Raw genomic sequence first — 24,561 nt, 5'->3', positions numbered from 1 at the left:
GAAAACAGGCACGCCCGCAAGACAGACGACGCGAAGTCCAGGCAGGCCCTATGCCATCCTGCAGTTGGAAAACCCCTTTTCTGCGCCGCGGGACATTACAGTTTTTCCGAAGCATGGCGCAGGATAATCCGGCTGGATCGTGACGCAGCGCGGGCATACCATCGACCTACAGCCACGTCCGCAGCCCTTCAAGGGCAAGCGCGAGCACCAGGACGCTGCTGGCCGCCATCCGGAAAGGTAGTTTGCATGTCAATCATCGTCAGCGACTTCACGGCCATCGGCGCAGCCGTGTTACTGGCCGCCGTCGGTGGCGAAGCATTTCTGAAGGCCATCCTGAGCGCGGCCACCCACCTGCGCGTGTCCCGGGCCCTCATCGCCTCCACCCTGGCCGCCTTCGCCACCTCCAGCCCCGAACTCACCGTATCGGCCACAGCCGCCATCGCCGGACAACCGGAGATCGGACTGGGCGACGCCCTTGGCAGCAACGTGGTCAATATCGCCCTTGTCTTCGGCCTGGCACTCCTCCTTGGTCCGATTGCGACGAAGCCCGGCGATTTCGGCCGGGACTTCCGGCTCGCCCTCGCGGCACCGGCCCTGACCCTGATCCTGTGCATTGATGGGTCGCTCGATCGCCTGGATGCCGCCGTTCTGCTCGCAGCCTTCACCCTCTGGCTCACCTTGAGCCTTCGAGCAGGGATGAAGGAGCGCGCGGAAGGCCTCCCCGATACCGACCCCCCGGTACTGTCGCCGCTGCCGACCCTCTTGATCGGGCTTGCCGGGCTCGGGGCCCTGATCATGGCAGGACACCTGTTCGTCGCTGGCGCCCAGGGCATGGCTGCCAGTTGGGGGCTCAACACCTACGTGATCGGCGCCATCGTGGTCGCGCTCGGAACCTCCCTGCCTGAACTGGTCACAGTCATACTGGCACGTCTGCGCGGCCACGACGATGTGGGCGTCGGCACGCTGATGGGCAGCAATATCTTCAACGGACTGGCCATCGTCGGCATGGCAGGAAGCATTCACCCCATCGTCACACCGCTGGCCAGCGTCGCGCCGACCCTGGTCGTGGGCAGCCTTGCCCTGCTCATGCTGAAGCCCCGCGCTGGCGGATTGATCCCCCCCAGCCGCGGCCTGATGCTGCTGGGCCTATACGTCAGCGCGCTGCTGGCCATGCTCGGCAGCCTCGGACGCATGCCATGAAACCCGGAACACCCGCCATGACCGCCCCCCTGCCACGCCGCCCCTGGCACGCGATTCCCGCAGCCGATGTTGCCACGGAGCTTGGCTGCGATCCGGCCCGGGGCCTGGACGCCGCCGAGGCTGCCGCCCGCCTCCTGACCCAGGGCCCCAACCGCCTGCGCCAGAAGCCCCCGCGTCCGGCCTGGCGGCGCTTCCTCGACCAGTTTGCCAACCTGCTCGTGCTGGTGTTGCTGGCGGCGGCCGTGTTGGCCGGCCTGCTCGGCGAGGTCAAGGACGCAGCGGTGATCGGCGTGGTCGTGCTCCTCAACGCCACCCTTGGCTACATCCAGGAAAACCGCGCCGAACGGGCGCTGGCCGCCCTCCACGACATGCTCGCGCCCACCGCCCGGGTGCGCCGCAACGGCGAAGTGGCGGTGGTCGATGCCGCCACCCTCGTCACCGGCGACGTGCTGCTGCTCGAAGCCGGCGAGCGGGTCACCGCCGACGCGCGGGTGCTGGATGCCCACGCCGCCGAAGTGGCCGAGGCGACCCTCACCGGCGAATCCGCCCCCGTCGCCAAGACGCCGGCGGCGGTGGCTGCCGACGCCCCCCTGGCCGAGCATCAGGGCGTGATCTTCATGAACACCGTGGCCACCCGCGGTCGCCTGGAGGCCGTCGTCACCGCCACCGGCATGGACACCGAGATGGGCCGCCTGGCCGGCCTGCTCGGCGACACCAGCGAGCCGGCCACGCCGCTGCAGGCCCAGCTCGACACCCTGGGCAAGCGCCTCGCCCTGATCGCCGGCGTGGTGGTGGCGCTGATGTTCGGCGCCGGACTGGCCCGGGGCGACGACCTCATGGACACCGCCCTCACCGCCATCGCCCTGGCCGTGGCGGCCATCCCCGAAGGCCTGCCGGCCGTGGTTACCGTGACCCTGGCCCTGGGCATGCACCGCATGGCCGGGCGCAATGCCATCGTCAAGAAATTGGCCTCAGTGGAAACCCTGGGCTGCACCACCGTGATCTGCTCCGACAAGACCGGCACCCTGACCCTCAACCAAATGACCGCCCGGGCCCTGATCTTCGCTGGCCGCCAGTACGCGGTGAGCGGGGAAGGCTACGACGGCGACGGCCAGATCAGCGGCCCCGACGGCACGCCGCCGCCCGACCTCTCGGCGGCGCTGATCCCCGCCGCCCTGTGCGCCGACGCACGCATCGTCGACGGCCAGCTGATCGGCGACCCCACCGAAGGTGCCCTCCTCGCCCTGGCCATCCGGGGTGGCATCACCCTGGCACCACTCGCCACCGAATACCCGCGCATTGCCGAGATCCCCTTCGACTCGGAGAACAAGTTCATGGCCACCTTCCACCCGGAAGGCGACCAGGTGCGCATGTGGGTCAAGGGCGCCCCCGACGTGCTGCTGGCCCGCGCCACCCGCTATCAGACCGAAAACGCGGAAACCGCCCTCGACACCGCTACCCACGACGCGCTCCGCGCGGCCAATGACGCCCTCGCCGGCCAGGCCTTGCGGGTGCTGGCCCTGGCCGGACGCCGCATCCCCGCCGCCGACTTCGACCCAGCCGGCGACCTGCATGCCTGGACCAGGGAGCTCACCCTGACCGCCCTGGTGGGCATCATCGACCCGCCCCGCCCGGAAGCGAAGGACGCCATCCGCATCTGCCGCGCCGCCGGTGTGCAGGTCAAGATGATCACCGGCGACCACCGGGCCACCGCCGCCGCCATTGCCGCCCAACTGGGCCTCGTCGGCCGCGCCCACGAAGGCCGCGAGCTGGATGGCCTGAGCCCGGCCGAGCTGCAGCGCCTGGTGGAGGGCGCAGCCGTGTTCGCCCGGGTCACCCCGGAACACAAGACGCGCATCGTCGAGGCCCTGCAGGCCAGCGGTCACGTGGTCGCCATGACCGGTGACGGGGTCAATGATGCCCCGGCCCTGAAGGCCGCCGACATCGGCGTGGCCATGGCCATCACCGGCACCGAGGTGAGCCGGGAGGCCGCCACCATGGTGCTGGCCGACGACAACTTCGCCACCATCGTGCGGGCCATCGAGGAAGGCCGCACCATCTACGACAACATCGTCAAGTTCGTGCGCTTCCAGCTGTCTACCAACATCGGCGCCATCCTCACCGTGCTCGGCGCGCCCTTCCTGGGCTTCGCCACGCCCTTCACCGCCATCCAGATCCTGTGGGTCAACATCATCATGGACGGCCCCCCGGCCATGACCCTGGGGGTCGAACCCGCCCGCCCCGGCATCATGCAACAGACGCCCCGGGCCGCCGGCGCCGCCATCCTGTCCTGGCAGCGCCTGTGGCGCATCGGCCTGTACGGGCTGACCATGGCGGCCGGCACCCTCGGCATCTACGCCTGGGGCCTGACCCGGGGCGGCCCGCTGCTCGCCGGCACCCTGGCCTTCACCACCTTCGTGCTGTTCCAGTTCTTCAACATCTTCAACGCCCGCGTCGAGCACGGCAGCGCCTTCAATGCCCAGTTCTTCAGCAATGGCAAGCTGTGGACCGCCCTGCTCGCCGTAATCGGATTGCAGGTGCTGGTGGTTCATTGGGGCCCGGCCCAGGCCATCTTCGACACCGTGGACCTGCAGCCCAGCGAATGGGGCGTGGCCGCGCTGGTAGCCTCAAGCACCCTGCTCCTCGACGAAACCCGCAAGCTCATCCTGCGCCTCGGCGCCCATTCTCCGGAGGAAGGACGATGAAGCCCGTCACCCGTATCCTGGCCGCCACCGATCTGTCAGCCCCCGCCCGCCACGCCATGGACCGGGGCTTCCAGCTGGCCGCCGCCAGCGGCGCCCGCTACACCGTGCTCCACGCCCTGCACCTCGGGGCCCTCGACACCCTGCGCGGGCTGCTGGGTGACGGCTGCGCGCAGATCGGGCAACGCCTCGAGGACGCCGCCCGCGACAGCCTGGGCGCACTGCTCGCCGATCCCGCCCATCACCAGGGCGTCGCCGCCAGCCTGCGCATCTGCGCCGGCACCCCGGCCGACGTGATCACCACCGAGGCTGACGCCGAAGATGCCGACCTGCTCGTCGTCGGCGCCCGCGGCGAAGCCTTCCTGCGCCACGGGCTGCTCGGCTCCACCGCCTCGCGCCTGCTGCGCCGTACCGCGGCCCGGCCAGTGCTGGTGGTCAAGCAGCCGCCCCACGAGCCCTACCGCCGGGTCCTCGCCCCGGTGGATTTCTCCCCCGGCTCGGTCCAGTCCGTACGCCTGGCGCGGCGCCTCCTGCCCAGCGCCCACATCGTCCTGATCCACGTCTTCAACGTGCCCTTCGAGGGCAAGCTCGCCCTCGCCGGCGTCGACGAGGTCGCCATCCACGCCTACCGCCGCAAACAGCGGGAAGAATCCCTGCAGCGCCTGCACGTGCTCGCTGCGGCCGCCGGGCTGGAAGCCGGGCATTACTCGGTCCTCGTCCCCCACGGCGACCCCGCCCAGCAGGTCATCGCTCAGGAACAGGAGCAGGACGCCGACCTGATCCTGGTCGGCAAACACGGCACCGAACTGACCGAAGAGCTGCTCCTGGGCAGCGTCACCAAACGCATCCTCAACGAATCCCAGTGCGACGTGCTGGTGGTGCCCGACCCGCGCCGCGTGGAGCACGTGCCCGGCTAGCTGCAATACAAGCGGCAGAACGAGACACTCCGAACCTGCCTGCCAATGGGTGCAGATCAAGACAGATACCCCGGTTCTGACCTAGACTGGGCAGCCTCCACGATCTGAACCTGCACCGCGCTGATCCGCGGTGCGCGCCTGCGCTTGACACCACACCCCCTCGCCGAAATCGGACGGACACTTTCCATCGCCCTGGCCTACCTGGCCCTGGGCAGCCTCGGGCTGATCTTTGCCATCGCTCCGGGTTATGCCAGCCCCATCTTTCCCGCCTCCGGGCTGGCGCTGGCCATCACCCTGATGCTCGGCCGGCGTGCCTTGCCCGGCATCTGGCTGGGATCGGCCTGCCTCAACAGCGGGCTGGCCTGGAACACCCACAGTCTCTCCGGCACCACCCTGGCTGCCGCCAGCCTGATTGCCTGCGGCGCGGTGGTCCAGGCCTGGATGGGACGCCTGCTCATCCGGCGCATGGAGAGCGAACGCTGGCACCGGTTGGAGCATGAACGGGACGTCATCGTCTTTCTGCTGATCGGTGGGCCGGTGGCCTGCCTGGTGTCGGCCACGACGGGCATCATCAGCCTGTCGGCTCTGGACATCCTGCCGGCTGCGGCGCGCACCTTCGCCTGGTGGAACTGGTTCATCGGCGACACCCTGGGGGTGCTCACCTTCGCGCCCCTGTGCCTTTCGGTACTGCTGCGCCGCATCCCCCTGTGGCGCGCCCGCCTGCAGCAGATGGCCCTGCCCATGGTCCTCACCCTGGTGTGTGTGGGCGTTGCCATCTACTTCACCGGACGCTGGGAGCAGCAGAGTCAAGCCGACCGCCTCAGGACTGACGCGCTGGCCCTCCAGGACCGCATTGCCGATCGCCTGCTGACCCACCAGGAGGCCCTGCAGGCCCTGCGCCGCCTGGTCGAGATCGATCCGGACCTCTCCCCGGAGCAGTTCGAGCGCTACACCCTCTACACCCTGCAGGACAACCCCGACATTTCCGCCCTCAGCTTCAACGCCTACGTGCCTGACGCCCGGCGCGCCGATTTCGAGCGCGATATGGCTCTGCGCCTCGGCCTGCCGGCGTTCCGCATTACCGAACGCGACGCCAGGGGCGCGCTGGTAACGGCTGCGCGCCGGGACATGCACGTCCCGATCAGTCACATCGTGCCCCGGTCAGCCAATCAGGCCGCCCTGGGCTTTGACATCCATTCCGAACCGCTGCGCCGCGATGCAGTGATGCGGGCCATGCAGAAGGGCGCCTCGATCACCGTCACAGCACCTATCCAGCTCATCCAGGACGCGGACGGCGAGCGCTCGGTGCTGCTGCTGGCCCCCGCCCATCTCCACCGCCGGCCTGGCGACAGCGAGACACGCCTGCAGGGCTTTGCCGTGGCCGTTGTCCGGCTCGATACGCTGGTGGAGACCGCCGTCCGGGGCGCCATCCCCGAAGGGCTGTCCCTTGCTCTTACCGATCCGCTGGCCGGCCCCCTCACCACCCGGCGCCACGCTGCCGGCTCCATCGGCCCGAGCCGGTTCGGCTGGCAGGGCAGCATCAGCGTCGGCGACCGGGCGTGGCGCCTCGACATCCAGGCCAGCGACACCTACCTGCAACAGAACCGTCCCTGGGTGGCCTGGGCGGTTGGCGTCGTGGGTCTGCTCTTTGCCACCCTGCTGCAGACCCTGATGCTCGGCATGACCGGCCGTACTGCCACCATCCAGCGCAAGGTCGAGGAGCAGACCGCCGACATCGCCGCCAAGAACCGGGAGCTGGCCCTGGCCATGGTCTCGGTGGACCGCTCCTCCGACGGCACCCACTGGATCGACGAGGACGGACGCATCGTGCGGGTCAATCCGGCCGCCTGCCAGATGCTCGGCTACACCGAGGATGAACTGACCCGCCTGCGCATCCACGACATCGATCCTGCGGTCGATGCAGCGCGATGGGCCGCCCACCGGGCAAACCTGGCTGCCTACGGGGGCGAGCGCTTCGAAACCACCCATCGGCGCAAGGACGGCAGCCTGGTCCCGGTTGCCATCGCCTCCGCGGTGGTCAATGCCGACGGCCAGCGTTACTTCTACGCCACGGCGCGCGACATCAGCATCAGCAAGAGCACGGAAGCCGAACTGAAGCGCCATCGGGACCACCTGGAGGAGTTGGTCGCCGCCCGCACCGCCGACCTGTCCATCGCCAAGGAAGCCGCCGAGAGCGCCAACCGGGCCAAGAGCATCTTCCTGGCCAACATGAGCCACGAACTGCGCACCCCGATGAACGCCATCATCGGTCTCAATCACATGCTCGCCCGCCGCAACACCGACCCTGCCCAAAAGGACAAGCTGGTCAGCGTGGGCCGGGCGGCCCAGCATCTGATGCAGTTGCTCAACGACATCCTCGAGCTGTCGCGCATCGAGGCCGAGCGCATGCCCCTGGAGAGCATTCCCTTCCGCTTAGACGGGGTCAGCAGCCATGTGGCCGGGCTGGTTGGCACCGAGGTGGCGGCCAAGGGGCTCAGCCTGGACATCGACATCGCCCCGGCCCTTGCCAACCAGCCACTGCTCGGCGACCCGCTGCGCCTGCAGCAGGTGCTGCTCAACCTGGTCGGCAACGCCATCAAGTTCACCGCCCAGGGCGGCATCCGTATCCGTGCCGGCATCGATGCCGACTACGGCGACGCCGTGCTGCTGAGGATTGAAGTGGAAGACGACGGCATCGGCATCGCTCCTGACACCCGCCAGCGTATTTTCGAACCCTTCGAGCAGGCCGATGGCTCCACCACCCGGCGCTTCGGGGGCACAGGCCTGGGCCTCTCCATCTCCAAGCGTCTGGTCAAGCTCATGGGCGGTGAGATCGGCATCGGCGAGCATCAAGGGCCGGGCAGCCTCTTCTGGTTCACTGCCCGGCTCAAAAAATCTGACAGCTGCCCTACCGACACCACCAGCGGCCCCAGTGGCCTGGAGGCCGAGCTGGCGCTGCGCACCCACTACCAGGGCCGGCGCATCCTCTTCGTCGAGGACGACCTGGTGAATCAGGAGGTGGGCATGGAGATGCTGCGGGAAGTGCTCGGCCTGGACACCGACCTGGCCGGTGATGGTGCGGAAGCCGTGAACATGGCCAACGCCCGGGCCTATGACCTGATCCTGATGGATATCCAGATGCCGGTCCTCGACGGCCTGGCCGCCACCCGGCAGATCCGCGCCCTGCCCGGCTACGCCCACACCCCCATGGTCGCCATGACCGCCAATGCCTACGAGGAAGATCGCCAGGCCTGCCGCGCCGCCGGGCTGGATGACTTCATCGCCAAACCCGTCGACCCGGACCTGCTGTACACCACCCTGCTGCGCTGGCTGGGTCAAGCCAGGCCTGGCTCCGCCTGAAGGCAGCGCGCCAGCCATCTTTCAAGGATTCACCCATGCCCCGCGTCGGCCTGTTTGCCACCTGCCTGATGAACCTCTTCCGCCCCACGGTCGGTTTTGCCGCCGCCCGGCTGCTGGAGGACGCCGGCTGCACCGTCGAAGTGCCCCTGGCCCAGAGCTGCTGCGGCCAGCCGGGCTACAACAGCGGCGACTTCGACGCCGCCCGGGCGCTGGCGAAGCAGCTCATCGCCGCCTTCGAGGGCTTCGACTACGTGGTCGGCCCCTCCGGCTCGTGCATGGCCACCCTGCTCCACGACTACCCGAAACTGTTCGAGGACGACCCCGACTGGCGCCCCCGCGCCGAGGCCCTGGCGGCCCGCAGCCACGAGCTGCTGTCCTTCCTCACCGACGTGTGCGGCGTCACCGCGGTGAATGCGGCCTACACCGGCACCGTCACCTATCACGACTCCTGCTCCAGCCTGCGCGGCCTGGGCGTGAAGGCCCAACCGCGCCTGCTGCTCGGCTCGGTGGACGGGCTGCAGCTCACCGAGATGCAGGACGCCGAAGTGTGCTGCGGCTTTGGCGGCACCTTCTGCGTGAAATACCCGGAGATCTCCGGCCGCATGGTGGATGACAAGCTGGCCAATGTGGCCGCCACCGGCGCAGACACCCTGCTCGGCGGGGATCTGGGCTGCCTGATGAACATGGCCGGACGGCTGCGGCGCCAGGGATCGACGCTCAAGGTCTTCCACACCGCCGAAGTGCTGGCCGGCATGGCCACCGGCGGCGGCATCGGCGACGGAGAGCACTGAGATGGACGTCAGCAGCCCCCGCTTCAAGCAGAAAGCCGTCATCGCCCTGGCCAACCCCACCCTGCGCCAGGCCCTCGGCCAGTCGCGCAAGGGCTTCGTGAACAAGCGCGCCGAGCTGGTCGCCGCCCTGCCCGAATTCGAGGCCCTGCGCGACCAGGCCCGGGACGTGAAGAACCACGTGCTGGAAAACCTCGACCACTACCTGGAACGTTTCGACAGCGCCGTGACCGCCGCCGGTGGCCACGTGCATTGGGCGCGGGACGCCGAGGAAGCCCGCAACATCATCCTGGGCATCTGCGAACGGGTACAGGCCCGGACCATCACCAAGGGCAAGTCCATGGTGTCGGAGGAGGTGAACCTCAACGCGGCCCTGGAAGCGCGCGGCTACACCGTGGTCGAAACCGACCTGGGCGAATACATCATTCAGCTCGCCAAGGAGCCGCCCTCCCACATCATCGCGCCGGCCATCCACAAGACGAAAGAGCAGGTTTCCGACCTGTTCGAGGCCGCCCACGGCGGGCCGCGCAAGACCACCGTCGCCGATCTGGTCACCGAAGCGCGCCTGGTGCTGCGCGACAAGTACTTCAAGGCCGACGTGGGCATCACCGGCGGCAACTACCTGGTGGCCGAAACCGGCTCATCCATCATCGTCACCAACGAAGGCAATGGCGACCTGACCCAGACCCTGGCCAAGGTACACATCGTCACCAGCGGCATCGAACGCATCGTGCCGACCCTGGAAGACGTCAGCCTGTTCCTGCGCATCCTGGCGCGCAGCGCCACCGGCCAGGAAACCGAGACCTACACCACCCTGTCCACCGGCCCGCGCCGGCCAGGCGACGTGGACGGCCCCGAAGAATTCCACGTGGTACTGGTGGATAACGGCCGCTCGAAGATGCTCGGCGGCAAGTTTCAGGACATGCTGCGCTGCATCCGCTGCGGCGCCTGCATGAACCACTGCCCGGTTTACGGCGCGGTGGGCGGCCACGCCTACGGCTGGGTCTATCCCGGCCCGATGGGCTCGGTGCTCACCCCGCTCTTCGTCGGCCTGGATGCCACCTACGACCTGCCCAACGCCTGCACCCTCAACGGCCGCTGCCAGTCGGTGTGCCCGGTGCGCATCCCCCTGCCCGAGCTGCTGCGCGAGCTTCGCCACCAGCAGCATCAGCGTGGCATCAGCCCGCCAGTGCAACGACGCGCCCTCGGCGTGTGGCGTTTCGTGGCCGAACGGCCGGGGCTGTACCAGTTCGCCAACCGCCTCGCCGCGCGAGCCCTGAAAAGCCTCGGCGGCCGCGACGGACGCCTCCGGCACCTGCCCTTCGCCGGCGGCTGGACGGCCCTGCGCGATCTGCCCGCCCCCGAGGGCAAGACCTTCCTTGAACTGTGGCACGCCCACAAAGCCTGACACCCCATGCCCGACTCCCGTAGCGCCATCCTCCGGCAGATCCGCACCGCCCTTGGCCGTGGCCCCCTTTCCGACAGCGCGGCCGCCGCCCTCGACGCACGCCGCCCGGCCCACACCCGCATCGCCTTCGACGAAGACCTGGTCGAGCGCTTCGTCGCCCGCTTCGAGAGCCGCTCGGGCACGGTGGCACGGGTGAGCCATCCCGACGCCATCCCCGCCGCCGTCGCCGCCTACCGCCAGGCCCACGGCCTGCCGCCCCGCGCCGCCGTAGCCCGCCCCCTGGCCGGGCTGCCCTGGCCTGCCGGCTTCGCCCACCACCCGGGCCCCGCCGGCCCGGACGAGCAGATGTCGGTGACCCCCTGCCTGGCCGGCATTGCCGAGATCGGCAGCCTGATGCTGGCCTCCGGACCGGACAGCCCGACCACCCTCAATTTCGTGCCCGACCACCACCTCATCGTGCTGCCTGCCGGGCACATCGTGCGTCACTTCGAAGACGCCTGGACGCTGCTGCGCGCCCTGCCCGGCGGACTGCCCCGGGCCACCAACATCATCTCCGGCCCCTCGCGCACCGGCGACGTGGAGCTCACCATCCAGCTCGGCGCCCACGGCCCGCGCAGTGTGCATGTGCTGCTGGTGGAGGACGGGCCGGCAGCAGGTGGCTAAACTTCCGCGCTCCGCCGCCGAAATAGCACCTATCGTCCGCCACCGGCCCCTGTCCGATGCCGCCTGCTTCACACCAGGATTTCGTCCTTACCCCCGACCAGCTGTGCGTCGGGGTGTTCATCCATATCGACCTGCCCTGGTTCAGCCACCCCTTCAGCTTCAACAGCTTCAAGATCCGCTCGACGGAGCAGCTGACGATCCTGCGCACCCTGGGGGTCAAGCATTTCCGCTACGACCCCGACCGCTCCGACATACAGCCGCGGGGCATGACCGCCCCCCGGCCTGCCGTAGCCCCACCGCCCGAAACCGAAATCGAGGACCCTGCCAACAGCTCCACCCTGGCCAGCAAGCGTGAGCGCATCGCCCGCCTGGCCCAGCGCAAGCGACAGGTCATCGAGGTGGAAAAGGCCCTGGTGAAAGCCGCCGGGGTGATGCGCAACATCGGCAAGAACCTGTTCGCCCGCCCGAAGGAATGCCTGGAGGAAGTGGACGAGTTGGTAAACCAGATGGTGATGGCCTTCCTCGACCAGCCCGAGGTGGCCCTCCACGTGATCGGCGAACATGCCGGCGGCGAGGAGACTTACTACCACGGCCTCAACTGCTCCATCCTGTCGATGATGCTGGCCAAGGAACTGGGCTTTGCCCGAGCGCACTGCCAGATCCTCGGCGTCGGCGCCTTGCTCCACGACGTCGGCCTCAACGACATCCCCGACCGGGTGGCCCGCCCGCGCCACGAGCTGACCGCCCCGGAGCGCAACCTGCGCCAGCTGCACTGCGACTACGGCGTGCGCCTGGGCAAGCAGATCGGGCTCCCCGACGCGGTGCTGCGCATCATCGCCCAGCACCACGAGCTGGCCGACGGCAGCGGCTACCCCAACAAGCTCAAGGGCGATCAGATCGACCCCCTGGCCCGCATCGTGTCCCTGGTCAATTACTACGACAACCTGTGCAATCCCGCCGACCTGGCCAAGGCCATGACGCCCCACGAGGCCCTGTCCCTGATGTTCGCCCAGCGCCGCGCCAAGTTCGACACCCGGGCCCTGCAGGTGATGATCCGCTGCCTGGGCGTCTATCCGCCGGGCACCGTGGTGAAGCTCTCCAACGACGCCATCGCCCTGGTCTCCTCGGTCAATCCGGCCAAGCCCCTGCGGCCCTGGGTCACGGTTTACGACCCGGGCATCCCCAAGGACGAAGCCATCATGCTCGACCTGGAGGAAGAACCGGACATCAATATTGCCAAGGCCCTGCGGCCCATCCAGCTGGCCCCTGAGGTGTATGAGTACCTCAGCCCGCGTAAACGCGTGACCTATTACTTCGACGCCGATTCACGGAAGGGGCGCAGTCAATGAATGCCGCCTACCAGGATGTCCTTCTCGCCGCAGCGGAAGAGATCCTGCTGCTCGTGGACCCTTCCAGCCTCGTCATCCTGGCCGCCAACCCGGCCGCCGCCCGCCTGCTCGGCCACCCCGCCGACGCGCTGGTGGGCATGTCCATCACCGACATCGAATGCGCCCTGGCCGACCTGTTCTTCTGGGAAGAGGTGCGGGCCGGCGGTGTCATCGACGAGCAGGTCATGGAGGGCCTGTACCGGCGCGCCGACGATAGCCTGCTGTCGGCCAGCAAGAGTATCCGGCGCATCCCGGAAGGCATCCTCGTGCGCGCCACCGACATCGGCGCCCAGAAGCGGGCCGAAGACGAGCTGGCCCTGATGGCCTCGCGTCTGCGGGCCACCCTGGAGGCCACGGCCGACGGCATCCTGGTGGTCGACCGGGAGGGCCGCGTGGTGAACATGAACCGCCGGCTGGCCCGCCTGTGGCAACTGCCCGAAGACCTGCTCACCCGCCACGACGACGCGGCCCTGCTTGATCACCTGATCCAGGCGGTCGAGGCGCCTGACGTGTTGCGGTGCCTGCTCACCAGCCAGGGCCTCAGCGAAACCTTCGATACCTTGCCCCTCCGGGACGGCCGCATCTTCGAGCTCAGCGCCCGCCCGGCCCGCCACGACGAGGAAGTCATCGGCAGGGTGTTCTGCGTCACCGACGTGACTGAGCGGCATCGTGCCGAACAGGCCCTGATCGCCGCCCGCGATGCCGCCACCGCCGCCAGCCGTGCCAAGAGCGATTTTCTGGCGATGATGTCCCACGAGATCCGCACTCCGATGAACGGCATCATCGGCATGGCCCAGCTCCTTGAAATGGCCCCCCATTCGGCCGAACAGAAGGACTACATCAGCACCATCCAGAAGAGCGGCGAAGCCCTGCTCGGCATCATCAACGATATTCTCGACTACTCAAAAATCGAGGCCCGCAAGATGAGCCTCGAACAGGTCGGCTTCGACCTGCGCCAGCTCGTGGCAGACGTGGAGCGTCTGTTCCGCCCGAAGGCCCGGGAGAAGGCGCTGGACTTCAGCGCGGCGGTCACCGACAACACTCCGCGAGTGCTCATCGGCGACCCGACACGCCTGCGCCAGGTGCTGATGAACCTGGTGGGCAACGCCTTCAAGTTCACCGCCCACGGCCGCGTCGGCATCCATGTGACCGCCAACCCCGGCGACGCGGGCCGCACCCACCTGCGCTTCACGGTCAGCGATACCGGTATCGGCATTGCCCCGGACAAATGCCGGCACATCTTCACGCCCTTCGAGCAGGCCGACATGTCCACCACCCGCCGTTACGGCGGCACCGGGCTCGGCCTGGCCATCTGCCGCATGCTGTGCGAGCTGATGGGTGGCGAGATCGGCGTGGACAGCGAGGAAAGCAAGGGCTCCCGTTTCTGGTTCACGGTGAGCCTGGAAAGCGCCACCGCCGAGGAAAGCCCTGCCCCCGAAGCGCCGCGCACCATCCTGCGCCAGAACACCCGCATCCTGATCGTCGAGGACAACCCGATCAACCGCCTTGTCCTAGGTCGCATGCTGGAGCGCTTCGGCGCAAATGGCCTGGTCTATGCCGAGAACGGTGAGGAAGCCCTGGTGCGCTGTGCGGAAGCCGCCTTTGAGCTGATCTTCATGGATGCCCGCATGCCAAAACTCGATGGCATCGCCACCACCCGCGCCCTGCGCGCAGACGGTAACAAGGCGTACATCATCGGCGTCAGCGCCGACGCCATGAGCGAAGAACGCCAGGCTGCCCTCGACGCGGGCATGAACGACTATGTGGTCAAGCCGGTGGCCCGGGAAGCCCTGGCCGACGCCATCCAACGCTGGCGGCAGATCCTGATTGCGGCCCATCAGGCCGGCCAGAGCAGCGGCGAAAACTGAAAAAAACCCGGCGAGGTGGACACACTCCCGCCGTCGGCGACACAGATTTGCTTACAAAACCGGCCCTCCCACGGGCCGCAAGCTCGCTATCCTTGAATCGTTCCGCCCCATCCGGGGTATGAGGAGAGGACCATGCGAAACATCCGCCAACTGATCACCGCCGGCCTGCTGGCCAGTCTTGGGCTCGGCCTGTCACTGAGCGCCAGCGCCCACGGTGGCGACCGCGACTACCATCCCCGCCACGGCGGCTACGGTGAGCGTCATCATGGCTGGAAGCATCACGGCCACCATCACGGCCACAATTATCGCCACTACCGCGCCCCCCGCGTGGTCTATCAGCCCACCCCGTATTACGCCCCGCCGCCGGCCTACGCCTACACGCCGCAACCGTCAGTGGTGATCGGCATTCCGCCGCTGGTCATCCCCTTGCGCTGAAGCAGGGGAGCGCCATGGGGGGCACGCTCGTGCCGGCCGAGAAGGCCAGCTGGAGCACCGGTGCAACGACATCACTGCGGATGCCGAACAGCTCCTCCATGCAGCGGATGTGGGCCCGCGTGCTTTCCTCGATGAGGCCCCGGACGATGGTCACGCTACCCTCGGCCCCGGCCTCTGCCATCAGGCCGACACGCTGCTCCAGCGCTGCCCTGTCGGCGGCATAAAGCACATCCCCATGCTGCAGGACGTGGGTACGCAGACAACTGCCAGTGGCTCCCAGCGCCAGCCTGCTCACCAGGTACTGCATACGCTGGGCGGCATCGACATTGGCGAGGGCAAGCCTCCCCATCAGAGCCATCAGGCTGAGGCTGGTGCGATAGGCTGTATCCGGCGTGGTCCACATGGGCTCAGGGTCTCGGTTGGGTCGGCATATCGGGGCTGCGGAAAGCGGGCAGAAGGCACTCACCGGCCCGGAAATCTGTCGCCACCCGCAGCGCGACATTCTGCGCCGATTGCAGGCGCTTGTCTCAACCGGCCTGCGTCCTCGAGCCCAGCTTCCCCGGCCATAGCCAGGCCGCACCGCGCACCCCCGATGAATCCCCATGTACAGCCGCGACCAGGCGGGTGTCCACCTGGTCGGAGAAGACGTGGGCGCCCCAGTATTGGGGAACATTCACATACAGGCGGGCCAGATTCGACAAGCCACCGCCGAGCACGATCACATCCGGATCAAGCAGGTTGATCACCCCGGCCAGCGCCCGGGCCAGGCGCGCCTCGTAGCGCTGCAGGGTCGCCTCGCAGGCGGCATCTCCCGCCGCCGCCGCGGATACGATGGCCTCGGGTGTCAGCGCTGCGCCACTCCACCGGGCGTGGTCAGCGGCCATGCCCGGGCCGCTCAGATAGGTTTCAATACAGCCGGAACGGCCGCAATAACAGGCCGGCAGAGGCAGATCGTCACCCCCGGGCAGGGGCAAGGGGTTGTGCCCCCACTCGCCGGCAATCCCGTTGGCCCCGTCGAGCACCTGCCCATGCACCACGATGCCGCCCCCCACCCCGGTGCCGAGGATCACCCCGAAGACCACGTCGGCCCCCGCCGCAGCGCCGTCCACCGCCTCGGACAGGGCAAAGCAGTTGGCGTCGTTGGCGATGCGCAGCTCACGCCCGAGCAGTCCTTGCAGATCGGTCAGCAAGGGCTGGCCGATGAGGCAGGTCGAGTTGGCATTCTTGATCAGCCCGCTACGTCGCGACAGGGCGCCGGGCGTGCCCACGCCTACCGTTCCGCGCCGCCCCAGCTCGCCCTCCACTGCAGCCACCAGCCCGGCCACCGCGGCCAGGGTGCCGGCATAGTCGCCCCGGGGCGTCGCCACCCGGCGCCGGGCCAGGGTGCGGCCGTCCTCATCGAGGGCGATGATTTCGATCTTGGTGCCGCCGAGGTCGATGCCGATGCGCATGGGCCGGGAGTCCTGAGCAAAAGCCGGATGATAGCCCGGCCCGCGGCGGATCCCGCTCAGGCCTGGCTGGCCCGGTACTTCTCCCAGCCGCTCCAGCTGTACAGGATCAACCCGGCCCAGATCAGCCCGAAGGTGAGCAGGCGGGCGGGCTGCAGGGGTTCATCGAAGATCAGGATGGCGGTGAGGAACTGCAGGGTCGGGTTGATGTACATGAGCATGCCCACCGTGGCCAGGTTAAGGCGCTGGGTGGCCGCGGCAAACAACATCAGGGGCAGCGCCGTGAGCACCCCGGAGGCCGCCAGCAGACCCTGGGTCAGACCATCGAAGCCCGTGAAGACGCTGTGCCCCTGGGTCTGCTGCCACAGGGCATACAGGCCGACCAGGGGCAGCATGGTGAGGGTTTCCAGCCACAGGCCGGAGATGGCGTCCACCGCCACCTGTTTGCGCACCAACCCATACAAGCCGAAGCTGCCGCCAATGAACAGGGAGATCCAGGGCAGGCTGCCGAGGGTCAGCAGTTCGCTACCGACGGCCGCCACGGCCAGCCCCACCGAGGCCCACTCCTTGCCGTTGAGGCGCTCCTTGAGCACCAGCATGCCGAGCAGCACATTCACCAGCGGGGTCAGGAAGTAGCCCAGGCTGGAGGCCACCACCTGGCGCTGGTCCACCGCCCACAGAAAGGCCAGCCAGTTGGAGCCCACCAGCAAGGCCGCCACCCCCAGGCGCAGCACGGTGCCGGGGCGCCGCGCGGCAGCGAGGGTCGCCGGCCAGTGACGGCGCGCGCTGAGGATGAGGCTGACGAACACGCAGCCCCACAGGGCCCGGTTGCACAACACCTCCACCGGGCCGACATGGCCGAGCTGGCGGAAGAACAGGGGGAAGAAGCCCCAGATGCCGTAGGCTCCGAGGCCGAAGGCGACACCGGCAAGGCTTGCACGTGGATCCACGGGTTTACGTTGGCGGAAAGTTGGAGACCAAAGGTATCACCTGCCCCGCTGCGGCGCCCTTGGGGTTTTCCTCCGGACCCGCCGGAGGCCTACAATGGGCCCATTCCACTGCAAGGACACACCACCATGCTGATCATCTTCAAATCCCCCGCCAGCGGCGACGTCATCATGTTCGAGAAGAATGGCAAGGAGATGCTCAGCGTGCTGGGCAAGGACCCGGCCGACGCCAAGGGCATCTTCACCGTCGAACAGTTGCCGGCGGCCATCGCCACCCTGAAGGACGCCATTGCCGCCGACAAGGCGCGCCAGGCAGAAAAGGCCGACACGGACGAAACGGAAGCCAAGCCCGGCGGTGGCGGGGTCAGCTTCTTCCAGCGTGCGGTGCCGCTGCTGGAGATCCTGGAGCGTTCCCTGAAAGACAAGCAGCCGGTCACCTGGGGCGTCTGAAGCGCTCAGGCCGCCAGCCCATGACCCAGCGTGACATCGACCTGGCCCTCGAGGTGGTGCAGGCACACCTGCCCGAACTAGGCATCCCAAAGCGCCTGTGCACCGTGCGCCTGCCAGTCTCGGGAAGGGTGGTGGGCCAGTACCGCTGGCACTCCGACACCCTGCGCCTCAACCCCCGCTACCTCGCCCACCTGTCGGATGCCGATGCCCTCGACCTGCTCGACACGGTGCTGCATGAACTCCTCCACAAGGCCTCGCCCCTGTGGAAGCAGCTGCGCGACAGCTTCCGCCCCCATCCGGACATCTGGAGGCAGGCGGAGGCCCTGACCGCCCGCCTCGGCCCAGCCTACCTGGCACGCCGCCGTAGCGTGCACCGAGCCGGGCAGCAGCAGGCCTGACGCGCCGCCCGCCCGGCACCGGGCTCAGTCCGGAATGTCGGCCACGTCGGGCACCACCACCGCAAACAGATCCCCCAGCGCCGCCAGGGCCGCGGCCTGCAGGGCTGCGGCGGGAACCGTGCTGCCATCCGGCGCGGCCAGCGGGCGGGTGGCGGTGGCATTCGCCGGCACGGTGACCGCGTAGCCCAGGTTAAAGGCACCGCGACCCGTGGAGTTGATGCACATATGGGTCATGAACCCGGCCACCACCACGTTCTTCACCCCCAGCGCCTTCAGGCGCGCATCCAGGTCGGTGTTCAGGAAGGAGTTGGGGTAGTTCTTCACCACCACCGGCTCGCCCTCGGCGGGCGCCACCTTGTCGGCAATCGCGCCGATCTCGGCCCGGATGTCGTAGGGTGAGCCGGGGCCCGCGTCGTGCTGGATGTGGATCACCGGCACCTTCAGGGCCCGGGCGCGGGCCAGCAGGCTGGCGCAGGCGTCCAGCGCCGGCTCGACGCCGCTGAGCTGCATCACGCCCGTGCGGTAGGTGTTCTGGGCGTCGACCAGGATGAGGGCCGACTCGGACAGGCGGGACGGGGCTGCGGGGAGGCCGGACAACTGGCGCAGGGTGGTGGAAGCGGTCATGGAATGTCTCCTGGTTGAATGGGGAAGCAGCGAGCACAGACTAATCCGTCGCTCTGCCTGCGTGAATTGACATCCACGCCCAACTTTCCTGCAAAAATGCAGGGCCAGGCAAAATGTTGCATAAGCGTGGCAGGAGGGCCCGTGGGGTCGAATAAACCTAATTTCCTCCGTTTGACGCGTCGTCTGACGGTCGATGCGGTCTCTCCTGTAGGGGGGACGTCAGTCGCCCACCCACGCCTCGATCACAGGCATGCCCTTGATCGACCTCCGCGGGCGACTGAAGTCGCCCCCACAGTCCCTCCAGCCGCCCTCGGCGCGTCCCATAAACCCCTTCAGCTTCACCCGTCGGGTGATACGGCCAGTGGAGGGCAAACCCGCGTCAGCAATGAGTTTGCGTCTGGTTCAGAGAGAACAACCGAGGAAAGTTGGATGAGTTCGACCCCACAGGAGCCTTGTCGGATGACAGGTCAAACGGAGATTTCGAGATGAACTGGGACGACCTGCGCTTTCTGGTGGTGATCGGCCGCGAAGGGACGCTGGCGGCGGCGGCCCGCAGCCTCAAGGTGGACCAGACCACCGTGGCCCGGCGCCTGCGGGCCCTGGAGGACACCCTGGGCGCCCCCCTCTTCGAGCGCAACGACGGGCGCTGGCACCCGACCCCGGTGGGCGCGCGGGTGCTGGAGCGCAGCGCGCGCATCGAGGAAGACGTAGCCGGGGTGGTGCGCCTGGCCGAGGCCGGCAACCGGGCGGTGAGCGGTCTGGTGCGTATCACTGCGGTGAGCGCCATCATTGGCGAGTACCTGGTGCCGCGCCTGCCCGGCCTGTACGCCCGCCACCCGGATCTGGCCGTGGAGCTGATCGCCAGCAACGACAACCTGAGCGTGGCCCGCCGCGAGGCCGACATCGCCATTCGCCTGGCCCGCCCGGCCAGCGGCGACTTCCTGATCCGCAAGCTGGCCGACGTGGGCTTTGGCATCTACGGTGCGGCCCGTGGCGACCTGCCGGTGCGGCCCGGCGACTGGGTGGCCTACAACCAGGACCTGGCCCACACCCCGGAGATGCAGCGCCTCGAGGCCATGCTGGGCAAGGGCCGGGTGCGCCTGCGCTCCAACAGCCTGCGCGGCCTGGCCCGGGCGGTGGCCGACGGCATCGGCCACGGCATCCTGCCCTGCTTCATGGCCGACCCCGACCCAGGCCTGGTGCGCCTGGGCGGGCCGGAGCCGGTGCTGAGCCGGGAGCTGTGGATGCTCATCCACCCGGACGCCCGCCCCCAGGCCCGGGTCGCCGCCAGCGCCGACTGGCTGGTGGAGTGCTTCACCGCCGAGGCGGCATGCTTCCGTGGCAGCCCCTGAAGCGGCGGGGCCGGACGGCCGCGCCATCATGCCGTCTTCACAAAAGCTTCATTCAATTGGCGTGAAGGGGTGGCGACAATGACGGTATTACCCATTGCTCCCCCGTCCACGCGCCATGTACTTCAGCGGCCTCGTCTCCCACCTCCGCGACATCCTGGCCTGCCAGGCGCTCAGCTTCGTCTTCCAGCCGGTCTTTGACCTGCGCCGCCGGGAGGTGTTGGGCTACGAAACCCTGATGCGCGGCCCCGTTGACTCGCCGCTCCACACGCCGGAGCAGCTCCTGCGGGTGGCCCGGGACGCGGGCCTGGGCCTGCCCCTGGAGCACCTCGCCGTGCGCAGGGCGATATCCGCCTTTGTGGCCGCAGCGCTGCCCGGGCGACTCTTCATCAACCTGAGCGGGGCCATGATCGTCGACCTGATGCGTGACGACGGGCTGTCGGCCGTGCTCAATGAAGGTGGGCTGGAGGCCAGCCGGCTGGTGGTGGAGTACATGGAGGCCGACACTCCGCCCCAGGGCCTGACGGAAGCCTGGGCGCACCTTCCTGCGCTGGGCTGCGGACGCGCCATCGGGCGCTCCGGCATCGCCGCGGACTTTCTCAAGCTGACACCGCCCCGCAGCCGCCGCATCCACGCCGACCCTACCCGCCAGGAGGCGCTCGCCTTGCTGGTGGACGAGGCCCGCGGACATGGGCTGCAGGTGATCGCCGAGGGCATCGAGGATGCCCGCGACCTGGCCGCCCTGTGCGCGCTGGGCTGCGACTGCGCCCAGGGCTACCTGCTGGGCCTGCCGGCGGCCGAACCGGTGCGCCAGCTGTCACGCAGTGTGGCCGGGCTGCTGGCCACGGCCTGCGACAAGGCGCCCGTCAAGCTGCGGTGAGCTGGGCGTAAAGCGCGGGGAGGCGCGCCGGCAGATCGGCCGGATTGCGCAGGATGGTGTAACCGGACGGGCCGAAGAGGTGAGGCAGATAGCCCTGGCCTGCCTTGTCGATGGTCACGCAGAAGGGCCGCACGCCCTCCTGGCGGGCGGCGTTGAGGCTCATCCGGGTGTCCTCGATACCGTAGCGCCCTTCGTAGTGATCCACGTCATTGGGCTTGCCATCGGACAGGATCATCAGCAGGCGCAGGGCCTCCGGCCGCTTCGACAGGATCTGCGTGGCGTAGCGGATGGCCGCCCCCATGCGGGTGTAGAAGCCGGGCTTGAGCACGCCGATGCGGCCGCGGATACGGTCGTCAATCTTCTCGTCAAAGCCCTTGATGCGATGAAAGCGGATGTGCTCGCGCCGCCGTGAGGAGAAGCCGTACAGGCCGAAGGGGTCGCCCGTTGCCCCCAGGGCCTCCGAGAACAGCCACAGGCTGTCACGGATCACGTCGATCACGCGCTGCTCGTCGCTGACCCAGGTATCGGTGGACAGGGACAGATCAGCCAGCACCAGGCAGCACAGGTCGCGCTCCCGCCGCTCGCAGGACAGGTAGCCGCCATCGCTGCCGGCCACATGGCCGGTGCGCCGATCGGCGTAGGCGCGCACGCAAGCATCGATGTCGAGCTCGGGGCCGTCGGGCTGGTTCTTGAGCCAGCGCCGGGCCGGGGTGAGGGCCTCCAGCTGGCGGCGCAGGCGCCGGGCCGGGGCCTGCAGCCGCGGGGGCAGCGGGCAGGGCTGGGCATCCCGGGGGTCGAGTACGGTGATGCTGCACATGTCCTTCTTCAGCACCTGCTTCTTCCAGTCCCACTCGGGCAGCAGGATGCCGCTCTCCAGGGGAATGTCGTCGTGGGCCGCGGAGGGCAGATCCAGATCGAAGCGTACCCGCGAGGCGGTGTCCTGACCGTCCTGGGCCACAGCGATGCGGTCCATGTCGTGGGCCACCCGGGTCGGGTCCTCGTCGTCGCCCTCTTCGTGGCCGCGGTTCACCTTCACGTACTCGGCAAAGGACAGCAGGCTCTCGGCCCGGAAAGGCAGGATCAGACCATTGCGGCCATCGGGCATGTCTTCCCGCTGGGCCTGACGGCGGCGGTCAGTGGCATCGGTCGACTTGCTGCCCTCCCGGTGTTCGGCCGGGGTCGGGTCGGCGGCGGACTGGCGCCTGTCCAGGGCCACCGGCGCCGGATACAGCCACAGGGCCACGGGTGTCGGCGGGCGCAGGGCGGCCGGCAGGGCGGTAACGCTGCCCGGCGCATCCAGGGCCTGGCGGATTGCCCTCTCGGCGGCGGCCTCGTCGGCCGGCAGCTTGCCGGGGTCGGGGCGTTCGGCCAGCACCGCCGCCACCAGCCGGCCATAGCGCGCCGCAAAGCCCGGAAAGGCCTCCAGGGTGGCGGCGCTGGCCTGCTGGTTGGCGACGATCCAGGTGTCGGCCGACAGGCCCCCGGCGGGCAGGGCAGCCCCCTGGGCGATCAGCCAGAGATACAGATCGCGGTTGAGGCTGCGCTCGGGGAAGAGCGCGATCTCGGCCGGCAAGCGCAGGGTTTCCTCATCCCGGGCTGCCTGGGCCACCTTCTCGCCGGCATGGGCGAGGCGCGCCAGCCAGTTGCGGCGGGCACCATGTTCCACTTCGGCGGCCGGTGCCACGCGCAAGCCGGCGTCGCCCCCCAGGGCGCGGAAGAGAATCCCGGCGCTGCGCTCCATGTCGGCCAGGCGCACCACCGCCTCCGGGTGGCTGCGCGTCGCCGCGCGGGTGATGAAGCGGTGCCACAAGCCACCGATGAACTCTTCCATGCCTGCCTTTCCCGGGGCTACCTCGCGGTCCAGCCCCCATCGATCAACTGCACCGAGCCGGTCACCGAACGGGCCGCATCGGAGCACAGGAACACCGTGAAGGCCGCCACTTCATCGGCCTCGACGAACTGCTTGGTGGGCTGGGCAGCCAGGATCACCTCGCGGATCACCCGGTCTTCCGGCAGGTTGTGCACCTTGGCCTGATCCACCACTTGCTTTTCCACCAGGGGGGTGCGCACATAGCCCGGGCACAGGGCGTTGCAGGTGATGCCCTGCTCGGCCACTTCCAGCGCCACCGCCTTTGAAAAACCCACCACCGCGTGCTTGCTGGCCGTGTAGGGCGCCTTGAAGGGCGAGGCCACCACGCCGTGGGCCGAGGCGATATTGACGATGCGCCCCCAGCCCCGCGCCTTCATGGACGGCAGGGCCGCCTTGGTGGTGTGGAACACCGACGACAGGTTGATGGCGATGAGCTGGTCCCAGGTGTCGTCGGGAAAGGCGTCTACCGCCGCCACATGCTGGATGCCCGCGTTATTGACCAGGATGTCCACGCTGCCGAAGGCCGCGATGGTGGCCTCTACCAGGCCCCGGGCCGATGCGCCCTGGGCCAGGTTGGCCTGGGTGTAGCCCACCTCCACGCCCGTCTCTGCGGCCAGCTCGGCCCGCAGGGCCTCCGCATCCGCCGCCGGCCGTGAACCGTTGAGCATCACCTTCGCCCCGGCCCGCGCCAGGGCCTGGGCTACCGCCAGACCAATCCCGGAAGTCGAACCCGTCACCAAAGCCGTCCTGCCTGCCAGCATCTCACTCTCCTCGATTCGCACCGGGCCCCTGCCCGGTCAGACAAGGGATGCTACCCGAAGGAGGAGACGGGCAGACGGCAAGCAGGGAAAGCACCTCGGCAGACTTCATGATTGGCCGGGACTTTAGCTGGCAGGCCAGCGCGCCGCCCTGTCCTGGCTCAATTTGCCAGGCCGATCCCCGCCACCCAGCACACGACCGGCTACTGGAAATCCCCCTCGATCCAGCTGCGTGCCACCCCTTCGGTGAGCCGGAAATCGGCAACGACCCGCTCCTCGGCAACCTGCTCACCGAGTTCGTCATGGGCCGTGAGCAGTGCATGGGGCTCGTACTCATCGGGCACCAGGCGCAGGGACACCTCCCATTGCCGCCCCCGCACCGTTACCGACACGGACCGCAGCGGCCGGCCACCCGCACGCCGCGGCTCGACGGGCTCCGCCATCTGCCGCGAACTGCGCACCAGCGTCTCGAACGCCGCCTCATCGGGCGGCGGCGGCACACGCACTGGCAGCTGGACCTCGATCAACTCACCGGACACCACCAGCGCCAGCTGGCACGGGGCTCCGGCATCCCCAACCGTCGCATCCCGCCGCCGCCGGGCCTTGCGCACGACAGGCAGCGGCAGCTGAACACCATCGGCAGGAAACTCGAAACAAGTCTGGTGATTCATGGGCATGGTTTCACGGTGTCGCGAAGATTAAGCGCGGGCAATCGCGGCAATCCATTTAACTGTATAAAAAAACAGCCAACAACTCAAGACCGGGATTGAACCTGCTTGCCTCAGCCATCCTCTCTGAAACAGACACAAACCCAGTGCCAACGGGGGCTTGGCTGCCCCCTGGCCGGCTCCGCCCGACGAGTAAAGGGAAAGGGGGCTTTCCGAAGACGCTGACGCTGGCTGGAAGGACCGTGGGGTCGAATTCACTGGCGATGTTCGCGTTAGGTATGTAAACCCTGCCCCTGGCAGGCACGCCGGGCTCGGTGAGCCTTGCCGTCCGGGGTGGAAGCGCTTTCCAGGCTTTATCCGAATGTCGTTGAGCCCCTCTCTTCGACCTTTGACCGGTGAGCCCTTACGGACGGCTTTCCGTTGTACTACGTCACATTGGC

21 protein-coding genes are annotated in these 24,561 nt (G+C 68.5%); 14 read left to right on the top strand and 7 right to left on the bottom strand.

Features of this window, described 5'->3' with window-relative positions:
* Nucleotides 1-246 precede the first annotated feature (246 nt).
* The 10 genes from ACIQ09_RS09775 to ACIQ09_RS09730 all read left to right on the top strand — a co-directional run bounded on the left by ACIQ09_RS09775 (nt 247) and on the right by ACIQ09_RS09730 (nt 14,729).
* Complete coding sequence (locus ACIQ09_RS09775) at nt 247-1,200, top strand: sodium:calcium antiporter (RefSeq protein ID WP_398308659.1); 954 nt, start codon at nt 247-249, stop codon at nt 1,198-1,200.
* 17 nt (nt 1,201-1,217) lie between these two features.
* Complete coding sequence (locus ACIQ09_RS09770; RefSeq protein ID WP_398308657.1) at nt 1,218-3,905, top strand: cation-translocating P-type ATPase; 2,688 nt, start codon at nt 1,218-1,220, stop codon at nt 3,903-3,905.
* On the top strand, nt 3,902-4,819 hold the full coding sequence (locus ACIQ09_RS09765) for a universal stress protein (protein ID WP_398308655.1): 918 nt from the start codon (nt 3,902-3,904) through the stop codon (nt 4,817-4,819). Before ACIQ09_RS09770 ends, ACIQ09_RS09765 begins: the two co-directional genes overlap by 4 nt.
* A gap of 144 nt (nt 4,820-4,963) precedes the next feature.
* Nucleotides 4,964-8,179, top strand: coding sequence for a CHASE domain-containing protein (locus tag ACIQ09_RS09760; protein WP_398308654.1), 3,216 nt, complete (start codon nt 4,964-4,966; stop codon nt 8,177-8,179).
* Between the two features lie 35 nt (nt 8,180-8,214).
* The gene (locus tag ACIQ09_RS09755; RefSeq protein WP_398308652.1) at nt 8,215-8,970 is read left to right on the top strand and encodes a (Fe-S)-binding protein; all 756 of its coding nucleotides are present in this window, start codon (nt 8,215-8,217) and stop codon (nt 8,968-8,970) included.
* 1 nt (nt 8,971) lies between these two features.
* Complete coding sequence (locus ACIQ09_RS09750; protein WP_398308650.1) at nt 8,972-10,375, top strand: LutB/LldF family L-lactate oxidation iron-sulfur protein; 1,404 nt, start codon at nt 8,972-8,974, stop codon at nt 10,373-10,375.
* Nucleotides 10,376-10,381: 6 nt separating this feature from the next.
* Nucleotides 10,382-11,038 (top strand): lactate utilization protein C, encoded by a 657-nt coding sequence (locus ACIQ09_RS09745; RefSeq protein WP_398308648.1) that lies wholly within the window; start codon nt 10,382-10,384, stop codon nt 11,036-11,038.
* A gap of 56 nt (nt 11,039-11,094) precedes the next feature.
* Nucleotides 11,095-12,387 carry an HD-GYP domain-containing protein gene (locus ACIQ09_RS09740; protein WP_398308646.1) on the top strand — a complete coding sequence of 431 codons (1,293 nt, stop codon included), beginning with the start codon at nt 11,095-11,097 and terminating at the stop codon, nt 12,385-12,387.
* On the top strand, nt 12,384-14,294 hold the full coding sequence (locus tag ACIQ09_RS09735) for an ATP-binding protein (protein WP_398308644.1): 1,911 nt from the start codon (nt 12,384-12,386) through the stop codon (nt 14,292-14,294). Before ACIQ09_RS09740 ends, ACIQ09_RS09735 begins: the two co-directional genes overlap by 4 nt.
* A gap of 132 nt (nt 14,295-14,426) precedes the next feature.
* The gene (locus tag ACIQ09_RS09730) at nt 14,427-14,729 is read left to right on the top strand and encodes a hypothetical protein (RefSeq protein WP_398308642.1); all 303 of its coding nucleotides are present in this window, start codon (nt 14,427-14,429) and stop codon (nt 14,727-14,729) included.
* Here the strand turns inward: ACIQ09_RS09730 and ACIQ09_RS09725 are convergent.
* The 3 genes from ACIQ09_RS09725 to rarD form a co-directional block, all read right to left on the bottom strand.
* Complete coding sequence (locus ACIQ09_RS09725) at nt 14,713-15,132, bottom strand: hypothetical protein (protein WP_398308640.1); 420 nt, start codon at nt 15,130-15,132, stop codon at nt 14,713-14,715. The two genes, ACIQ09_RS09730 and ACIQ09_RS09725, sit on opposite strands and share 17 nt — an antisense overlap.
* Before the next feature lie 124 nt (nt 15,133-15,256).
* Nucleotides 15,257-16,180 carry an ROK family protein gene (locus tag ACIQ09_RS09720; RefSeq protein ID WP_398308638.1) on the bottom strand — a complete coding sequence of 308 codons (924 nt, stop codon included), beginning with the start codon at nt 16,178-16,180 and terminating at the stop codon, nt 15,257-15,259.
* A gap of 56 nt (nt 16,181-16,236) precedes the next feature.
* The gene (gene rarD / locus ACIQ09_RS09715; protein WP_398308636.1) at nt 16,237-17,127 is read right to left on the bottom strand and encodes an EamA family transporter RarD; all 891 of its coding nucleotides are present in this window, start codon (nt 17,125-17,127) and stop codon (nt 16,237-16,239) included.
* A gap of 126 nt (nt 17,128-17,253) precedes the next feature.
* Here rarD and ACIQ09_RS09710 point away from each other — a divergent pair, with 126 nt between their 5' ends.
* Complete coding sequence (locus ACIQ09_RS09710; RefSeq protein ID WP_398308634.1) at nt 17,254-17,574, top strand: DUF1840 domain-containing protein; 321 nt, start codon at nt 17,254-17,256, stop codon at nt 17,572-17,574.
* A 20-nt stretch (nt 17,575-17,594) separates the two neighbouring features.
* A complete protein-coding gene (locus ACIQ09_RS09705; protein ID WP_398308632.1) occupies nt 17,595-17,972 on the top strand; it encodes a hypothetical protein in 378 nt (125 codons plus the stop codon).
* A gap of 24 nt (nt 17,973-17,996) precedes the next feature.
* Here the strand turns inward: ACIQ09_RS09705 and ACIQ09_RS09700 are convergent, their stop codons facing one another.
* Complete coding sequence (locus tag ACIQ09_RS09700; RefSeq protein ID WP_398308630.1) at nt 17,997-18,596, bottom strand: cysteine hydrolase family protein; 600 nt, start codon at nt 18,594-18,596, stop codon at nt 17,997-17,999.
* A gap of 485 nt (nt 18,597-19,081) precedes the next feature.
* Here ACIQ09_RS09700 and ACIQ09_RS09695 point away from each other — a divergent pair, with 485 nt between their 5' ends.
* A complete protein-coding gene (locus tag ACIQ09_RS09695) occupies nt 19,082-19,948 on the top strand; it encodes a LysR family transcriptional regulator (RefSeq protein WP_398308628.1) in 867 nt (288 codons plus the stop codon).
* 94 nt (nt 19,949-20,042) lie between these two features.
* Nucleotides 20,043-20,825 carry an EAL domain-containing protein gene (locus ACIQ09_RS09690; RefSeq protein ID WP_398308626.1) on the top strand — a complete coding sequence of 261 codons (783 nt, stop codon included), beginning with the start codon at nt 20,043-20,045 and terminating at the stop codon, nt 20,823-20,825.
* Here the strand turns inward: ACIQ09_RS09690 and ACIQ09_RS09685 are convergent.
* The 3 genes from ACIQ09_RS09685 to ACIQ09_RS09675 form a co-directional block, all read right to left on the bottom strand.
* Nucleotides 20,812-22,656, bottom strand: coding sequence for a nitric oxide reductase activation protein NorD (locus tag ACIQ09_RS09685; RefSeq protein ID WP_398308624.1), 1,845 nt, complete (start codon nt 22,654-22,656; stop codon nt 20,812-20,814). The genes ACIQ09_RS09690 and ACIQ09_RS09685 overlap by 14 nt on opposite strands.
* Before the next feature lie 17 nt (nt 22,657-22,673).
* A complete protein-coding gene (locus tag ACIQ09_RS09680; RefSeq protein ID WP_398308622.1) occupies nt 22,674-23,456 on the bottom strand; it encodes a 3-hydroxybutyrate dehydrogenase in 783 nt (260 codons plus the stop codon).
* 200 nt (nt 23,457-23,656) lie between these two features.
* Nucleotides 23,657-24,124: a hypothetical protein gene (locus ACIQ09_RS09675; protein WP_398308620.1), complete on the bottom strand. Its 468-nt coding sequence runs from the start codon at nt 24,122-24,124 to the stop codon at nt 23,657-23,659.
* Between the last annotated feature and the right edge of the window lie 437 nt (nt 24,125-24,561).

Origin of the sequence: Zoogloea sp., assembly GCF_044344315.1 — a bacterium.
GTDB lineage: Bacteria > Pseudomonadota > Gammaproteobacteria > Burkholderiales > Rhodocyclaceae > Zoogloea.
This window is presented reverse-complemented; position numbering and strand designations above follow the sequence as displayed.